This is a genomic window from Promicromonospora kroppenstedtii DSM 19349 (genome assembly GCF_000515355.1).
Lineage (GTDB): Bacteria > Actinomycetota > Actinomycetes > Actinomycetales > Cellulomonadaceae > Promicromonospora > Promicromonospora kroppenstedtii.
This window is the reverse complement of the sequence record NZ_KI911756.1, coordinates 2,357-9,153: the sequence shown is the minus strand read 5'-3', so window position 1 is coordinate 9,153 and position 6,797 is coordinate 2,357. Positions and strand designations below refer to the sequence as shown.

At 73.0% G+C, this 6,797-nt stretch carries 7 protein-coding genes; 2 read left to right on the top strand and 5 right to left on the bottom strand.

The features are described from left to right. The coding region (locus PROKR_RS36305; protein WP_036969663.1) for a hypothetical protein at nt 1–415 on the bottom strand (415 nt) is incomplete at its 3' end. 218 nt (nt 416–633) lie between these two features. Here PROKR_RS36305 and PROKR_RS26260 point away from each other — a divergent pair. Together PROKR_RS26260 and PROKR_RS26255 are read left to right on the top strand one after the other, a co-directional pair. After that, nucleotides 634–1,383, top strand: a complete 750-nt coding sequence (locus tag PROKR_RS26260; protein WP_051433386.1) for a VOC family protein — start codon at nt 634–636, stop codon at nt 1,381–1,383. A gap of 88 nt (nt 1,384–1,471) precedes the next feature. After that, on the top strand, nt 1,472–2,431 hold the full coding sequence (locus PROKR_RS26255; protein ID WP_036969657.1) for a sulfotransferase: 960 nt from the start codon (nt 1,472–1,474) through the stop codon (nt 2,429–2,431). Between the two features lie 7 nt (nt 2,432–2,438). Here the strand turns inward: PROKR_RS26255 and PROKR_RS26250 are convergent, their stop codons facing one another. The 4 genes from PROKR_RS26250 to acs all read right to left on the bottom strand — a co-directional run. After that, complete coding sequence (locus tag PROKR_RS26250; protein ID WP_036969654.1) at nt 2,439–3,065, bottom strand: nucleoside/nucleotide kinase family protein; 627 nt, start codon at nt 3,063–3,065, stop codon at nt 2,439–2,441. A 55-nt stretch (nt 3,066–3,120) separates the two neighbouring features. Beyond that, nucleotides 3,121–3,612 carry a CoA-binding protein gene (locus tag PROKR_RS26245; protein WP_036969650.1) on the bottom strand — a complete coding sequence of 164 codons (492 nt, stop codon included), beginning with the start codon at nt 3,610–3,612 and terminating at the stop codon, nt 3,121–3,123. Next, nucleotides 3,609–4,931 (bottom strand): O-acetylhomoserine aminocarboxypropyltransferase/cysteine synthase family protein, encoded by a 1,323-nt coding sequence (locus PROKR_RS26240; protein WP_036969647.1) that lies wholly within the window; start codon nt 4,929–4,931, stop codon nt 3,609–3,611. Before PROKR_RS26240 ends, PROKR_RS26245 begins: the two co-directional genes overlap by 4 nt. After that, on the bottom strand, nt 4,928–6,797 hold a 1,870-nt coding region (acs, locus tag PROKR_RS26235), incomplete at its 5' end, for an acetate--CoA ligase (protein WP_157602735.1). The genes PROKR_RS26240 and acs, both read right to left, overlap by 4 nt.

Below are 6,797 nucleotides of genomic sequence, written 5' to 3'. Positions count from 1 at the left end.
CGCCTGTCGTGCGGCCGAGCGCGCGGGCCCAGGACCGTGCCCCGTCCCAGGCCGCGTCGCGGTCGTCCCCGAGGAGCAGGTCGGCCAGCGTGGGCAGCACGCCGAGATCGGACATGACGATCAGGCCGTTGGCCTGGTCCTGGGCGAGGAGGGTCGGCGTGCCCGGGCACACGTCCAGGCCGACGGTCTCGCGGACGAACGCGCCGGCGTCGGACAGGAAGCGCTTGACGATCACCGTGGGCGGGAGGTGCTGACGAGTACCGGACGGCGCGGGACGATCGTCGCCGGCGCGCTCGACCCGGCAGCGGAGCACCTGGGAGCGGGCGGAGCCGCCCAGATCGACCGGGTCGGTGAGGCGGACGGCGCCGAGCGTCGGGGCGAGGGCGCTCTGCGCGAGGGCGACGGTGTTCTGCACCGGGACAGTGTGTCCGCCTGCCCCCAGGGCTGACCACCGCATTCACAGGCCTGTGGACAGCATCTGTGGATAACTGCGGGGTGGTGCGGGCCACGGGCGGGCATGCTGTGGATAACCTGGTGGACAGTCCTCCGCAACTTTTCCGGTGGGGAATGTCGGCGGTGGGGTGCAGGGTGGTAGCCGAAGGTTCTTCCCACCACCTCCCGAAAGGTTGGGCCATGACTGAATCAACCTCCACCGGACCGGCCGCAGAGGCCCCCGCACCCGGGGTGGGTGTGCTCAAGTCCGTGGTCCTGGACGTCCCCGACCTCGCCACCGAGGCGGGGTTCTGGACGGCCCTGACCGGCGGCGCCGTGAAGTTCACCGACCACGACTGGATCACCGTCACGACCCCGGACCGATGGGACGTCGCGTTCCAGCTCGCGCCCGACCACGTCCCGCCGCAGTGGCCGGGGCAGGAGCACCCGCAGCAGGCGCACATCGACCTGTACGTGCCGGACCTGGCCGCAGCGAGCGCCCGGGCGGTGGAGCTGGGGGCCACCGTGCTGCGGGAGAACGAGCAGTGGATCACGCTGTCCGACCTGGCGGGGCACCCCTTCGACCTGTGCCTCAAGGAGGAGTCCGACGGAGTGACCGTGATGGGTCCCACCTTCGACTGCCCGGACGCCTCCGAGCTCGCCGCATTCTGGTCCGGCGTGCTGGGCGCCCCCGTGGCCTACGACGCCGACGGGGTCGCCATGCTCGGCGGCGACCGGCCCGTGCTCTTCCAGTCCGTGGCGGACTACAACCCGCCGCGGTGGCCGGACCCCGCCCACCCGCAGCAGGTGCACCTCGACGTCGGGGTGCCCGACCTGGACGCGGGCGAGACCGCGGTGCTGGCGCTCGGCGCGGCCCGGCTGCCCGGCGAGGGCAGCGGCTTCCGCGTGTTCGCGGACCCGGCCGGCCACCCGTTCTGCCTGGTGCTGTAGCCGGGCCGATGCCGCAACGGTGGCGCGCCCCGGACGGGCGTGTCACCGTGTTGGACGGCAGGGGGACAGCCGAACGGAGTCCTTCGACATGCTCACGGTTCGAGGAACCGGCACACAGCTGGCCCGCCGGTTCGGTACGGCACTCGAGAAGCACGCGGGCCTGCGGGTCACGCGCGTGCCCCGCGACCACGGCGGCGTCCGGCAGGGTGATGCACAGAGTGGCGCCCGCCAGGGCGGCACTCCGAGTGGCGGCACGAGCCGTCCGGGTAGGGGGCGCATCCGCCCGCCGGCCGACCCCGCGGCCGACCGCCTGCTGGTCGCCCCGGTCTTCGTGCTCTCGTCCCCCCGCGCCGGGTCGACGCTGCTGCGCGTGGTGCTGGACAGCCACTCCCAGGTGCACGCGCCCATCGAGACGCACGTGCGGCGGCTGTCCGTCGACTTCACGACGCGGCTCACCCAGGAGGCGATGTACGCGCTGGGACACAACGTGGCCGACGTCGAGCACATCCTGTGGGATCGGGTGCTGCACCGTGAGCTGCTGCGCAGCGGCAAGCAGGTCGTCGTGGAGAAGACTCCCAGCAACGTCTTCGTCGCCGACCGGCTCGCGGTGTGCTGGCCGGACGCCCGGTTCATCTTCCTGCTGCGCCACCCGGCGTCGATCGCCCGCTCCTGGCACGACGCCGACCCGGCCCGGCGGCCCATGAACCGCGCCGTCATGCACACGCTGAAGTACATGACGGCGCTGGAGGACGTGCGCCATCGGCTTCCGGGGCTGACGGTCCGCTACGAGGACGTCACCGCGGACCCGGCGACCGAGTTCCACCGGATCTGCGACTTCCTCGGCCTGCCGTGGGAGCCGGGCATGGTCTCGTACGGCGACCACGAGCACGGCGAGGTCCGCAAGGGCCTGGGCGACTGGCGGGACAAGATCCGCACCGGGAGCATCCAGGCCGGGCGCACGCTCCCGGACCCGGACGAGATCCCACGCGAGCTGCGGACGATGAGTGAGTACTGGGGCTACGCCCCGGCGTCGGCCGCGAGCGACTGACGCCCGGTCAGCGGTGCACCAGGGCCGGGTGGTCCGGGTGGTCGACCCGGACCAGCAGGTCCGCCGCGCGCTCCGCCTGCGCCGCGTACCGCTCGTAGGCGGGCAGTTCCCACGCCTGCTCGTCGGGTGTCCGACGCCGGAGCGTGCCCGGCTTGAGCGCGAGGTGCACGGCGACGTCGACGTCGAGCCCGCGGGCGATCGTGAGCGCCCCGTCCAGCACGACCACGGTGCCCGGATCGGCGGTGACGTAGGCGGCGCGCGTGGCCCGGTCGGTGTCCGGGTCGCGCAGGCTGGGCAGGTACTCGCCGCGCTCCACGACCCGCCGCAGCACCTCGCGGTTCAGCGCCTCGACGTCGATCCAGCCGTCCAGCAGGCTGTCGGGGTCGTCGCGACCGTGTTCGAGCCGCAGGGACCGCGGGCGCAGGAAGTCGGCGACCCGCACCCGGGCCACGCGCCGGCCGGCCGTCTCCAGGGGCGCGACGAGCGCGTCGGCGAGCAGCTCGGGGTGGGTGGACGGGTGCCCGTCGACGAGGAGGCGGACCGGGGTGTCGGCACCGCCCGTGCGGGCCAGGACGGCGTCGGCCACCCGTTCGACGAGGAGCTCCGCGCTGACCGGTTCCACACGTGTGCTCATCGTGGACCGACTCTAGTCCGGGACGGGCCCGGGCCCGAAGGCCCGGGCGCCGGACCTACCGGTCAGCCCGGCGGGAGCTGATCACGCCCGTGTCGAACCCGGCCAGGTGCAGCCCGCCGTGGAACCGTGCGTGCTCGATCTTGACGCACCGGTCCATCACGACGTTCAGCCCCGCGGCCTCCGCCTTGCGCGCGACGTCCTCGTGCCACGAGCCGAGCTGTAGCCAGACGGTCTTCGCGCCCACCGCGATGGTCTCGTCCAGCACGGTCGGCAGGTCCTCGTGGCGCCGGAACACGTCGACGAGATCGGGCACCACGGGCAGGTCCGCGAGGCTCGGGTAGACGGGGTGTCCCAGGATCTCGGTGGCCCGCGGGTTCACGAAGTACACGTCGTACGGGGACGAGGACAGCAGGTAGGTCGCCACGAAGTAGCTGGCGCGCGCCTGGTTCGCCGACGCCCCGACGATCGCGATCGACCGGGCGGAGCGCAGGATCCGGAGGCGCTCCGGGGCGCTCGGGCCCTGCCAGGTCCGGGTGGTCTCGCTCATCGGGTCGCTCCCGTCGCCTTGGTCAGTGCCTGGTCGAGGTCCCAGAGGATGTCCTCGACGTCCTCCAGGCCCACCGAGATGCGGATGAGGTCCTCGGGCACGCCCGCCGCCTCGAGCTGGTCGGCGGAGAGCTGCTGGTGCGTGGTCGAGGCGGGGTGGATCACCAGGGTGCGCGCATCACCCACGTTCGCGAGGTGGGAGGCGAGCTCCAGCGACTCGATGAACAGCCGGCCGGCCTCGCGCCCGTCGATCAGCACGCCACCGTTCTCGGGGACCTGGAGGCCGAACGCGAAGACCGAGCCCGGTCCCAGCGGCAGGTACTTCTGCGCCCGCTCGTGGTGGGGGTGCGACGGCAGCCCGGCCCAGAGCACGTAGGAGACGCGCGGGTCGGAGTCGAGCCACTCGGCCACCGCGCGGGCATTCGCCAGGTGCGCGTCCAGGCGGTGCGGCAGCGTCTCGATGCCCTGCAGCAGCTGGAAGGCCGACTGCGCCGAGAGCGCCGGGCCGATGTCGCGCAGCTGCTCGGAGCGGAGCTTGGTGAGGAAGCCGTACTCGCCGAAGTTTCCCCACCAGCGCACGTCGCCGTAGGACGGCACGGGCTCGGTCATCTGCGGGAACTTGCCGTTGCCCCAGTCGAACCGGCCGGACTCGACGACGACGCCGCCGAGCGTGGTGCCGTGCCCGCCCAGGAACTTCGTCACGGAGTGGATCACGATGTCGGCGCCGTGCTCGATGGGCCGCACCAGGTACGGCGTCGCGAGCGTCGCGTCCACCACCAGCGGGATGCCGGCGGCGTGGGCCACCTCGGCGAGCCCTTCCAGGTCGGCCACCTCGCCCGACGGGTTGGCCACGACCTCGGTGTACAGCACCTTCGTCTCGGGCGTGATCGCCGCGGCGTAGTCGGCGGGGTCGGTGCCGGGCACGAACGTGGTCCCGACTCCGAACCGGCGCAGCGTCACGTCGAGCTGCGTCACCGTGCCACCGTAGAGCTGCGCGGAGGCGACCACGTGGTCGCCGGCCCCGACGAGCGCGGCGAACGTGATGAACTCCGCCGACATGCCGGACGCCGTCGCGACCGCGCCGATGCCGCCCTCCAGCGACGCGATGCGCTCCTCGAGCGCCGCGACCGTCGGGTTGCCGATGCGCGAGTAGATGTTGCCGTACTTCTGCAGCGCGAACAGGTTCGCGGCGTCGTCGGTGTCCTGGAACACGAACGACGTGGTCTGGTAGATCGGTACCGCCCGCGCTCCGGTCGCCGCGTCGGGGATACCCCCCGCGTGGAGGGCCCGCGTGCGGAACCCGAAGGTGTGCTCGGTCATCGTCCTGCCTTCCTTTCCGCGACTCCTGCTGCCAGGACATCGCGGATGTCGTCGACGGCCCACGGGTTCTGCAGCGACGTGACGTCGCCCAGCTCCTCGCCCTGCCACAGCTGCGCCAGGAGGCGCCGCATGATCTTGCCCGACCGCGTCTTCGGCAGCTCGGGCACCACGATCACGTGCCGCGGCTTGGCCACCGGCCCGATCTCGCGTGCCACCTGCGACCGGAGCGCGGCAGCCTCGGCGTCCGCCTCCTCCGGCGACGTCGTGCCGGCCCGGCCTTCGACCGACGGCACCACGAACGCCGCCACGGCCTGCCCGGTGACCGGGTCCGGCACGCCCGCGACGCCGGCCTCGCCGACGCCCCTGTGCGCCACCAGCGCGGACTCGATCTCGATGGTGGACAGCCGGTGCCCGGAGACGTTCACGACGTCGTCGAGCCGGCCCAGCAGGTGCACGTTGCCCTGCTCGTCCAGCAGCGCGCCGTCGCCGGCCACGTAGTACGCGCCCGTGGGGCCGTGGCCCGCGAACCTGCGCCAGTACGCGTCGCGGTAGCGCGCCGGGTCGCGCCAGACGGTGCGCGCCATGCCCGGCCACGGCCTCGTCACGACGAGGATGCCGGGCTCCCCGGGACCGAGCCGCCGGCCGTCGTCGTCCACCACGGCCACCTCGATGCCCGGCAGGGGCCGGGTCGCGGAGCCCGGGACCAGCGGCGTCACGTACGGGAGCGGGGCCACCATGGCGGCACCCGTCTCGGACTGCCACCAGGTGTCGATCACGGGCAGCTCCCCGCGCCCGAACGTCGCGCGGAACCACTCCCAGGCGGCGGGGTTGATCGCCTCGCCGACCGTGCCGAGCAGGCGCAGGGACGACAGGTCGTGCTCCGGCAGGGTGTCGCCGAACCAGGTCATGAAGGTCCGGATCAGCGTGGGCGCCGTGTAGTACACGGTGACGCCGTACCGCTCGATGATCTCCAGGTGCCGCTCGCGCGACGGCGTGTCCGGCGTGCCCTCGTAGATCACCTGCGTGAGGCCGTTGGAGAGCGGGCCGTAGATCTCGTAGGTGTGCGCGGTGACCCAGGCCAGGTCGGCGGTGCACCAGTGCACGTCGTCGGGCTGCGCGTCGAAGTGCGCCCAGTGGGCCCAGCTCGCGTGCGTGAGATATCCACCGGAGGTGTGGACAAGTCCCTTGGGCTTACCCGTGGTGCCGCTGGTGTAGATGATGAAGAGCGGGTGCTCGGCGTCGAACGCCTGCACGTCGTGCACCTCGGGCGCCGTGTCGACGGCGTCGTGCCACCAGACGTCGCGGTCCGTCCAGGCCACGTCGGAACCGGTGCGGCGGATCACCAGCACGTGCTCCACGTGGTCGAGCCCGGCCACGGCCTCGTCGGCGGTCACCTTGACCGGCGTCGCGACGCCGCGGCGGTACTGCCCGTCGGTGGTGACCAGCAGCTTCGCGCCCGTGTCGGCCAGGCGGAACCGCAGTGCCTCGGCACTGAACCCGCCGAACACCAGGCTGTGCACCGCGCCGATGCGCGCGCAGGCCAGGGTGACCACCACGGTCTCCACGAGCACGGGCAGGTAGATCACCACGCGGTCGCCCGGGCCGACGCCGAGGGCGGTCAGCGCGTGGGCGGCCTGCGCGACTCGGCGCTGCAGGTCGGCGTAGGTGACCGTGGTCCGCTCGCCGTTCTCGCCCTCCCAGTGCAGGGCGGGCTTGGTGCCGAGGCCTGCGGTGACGTGCCGGTCCACGCAGTTCGCGGCGACGTTGAGCCGGCCGCCGACGAACCAGGCGGCCTCGGGCACGGTGAGGTCGTCGGGGTCGCCCGGGTCACCGACGGCGCCGCCCCGCGGCTCCGGCGGCGACCAG

Excerpts from the sequence above, each read along its gene's own strand:
- PROKR_RS26240 (WP_036969647.1), bottom strand. The coding sequence starts at position 4,931 with ATGACCGAGCACACCTTCGGGTTCCGCACGCGGGCCCTCCACGCGGGG.
- PROKR_RS26250 (WP_036969654.1), bottom strand. The coding sequence starts at position 3,065 with ATGAGCACACGTGTGGAACCGGTCAGCGCGGAGCTCCTCGTCGAACGG.
- PROKR_RS26260 (WP_051433386.1), top strand. The coding sequence starts at position 634 with ATGACTGAATCAACCTCCACCGGACCGGCCGCAGAGGCCCCCGCACCC.
- PROKR_RS26245 (WP_036969650.1), bottom strand. The coding sequence starts at position 3,612 with ATGAGCGAGACCACCCGGACCTGGCAGGGCCCGAGCGCCCCGGAGCGC.
- PROKR_RS26255 (WP_036969657.1), top strand. The coding sequence starts at position 1,472 with ATGCTCACGGTTCGAGGAACCGGCACACAGCTGGCCCGCCGGTTCGGT.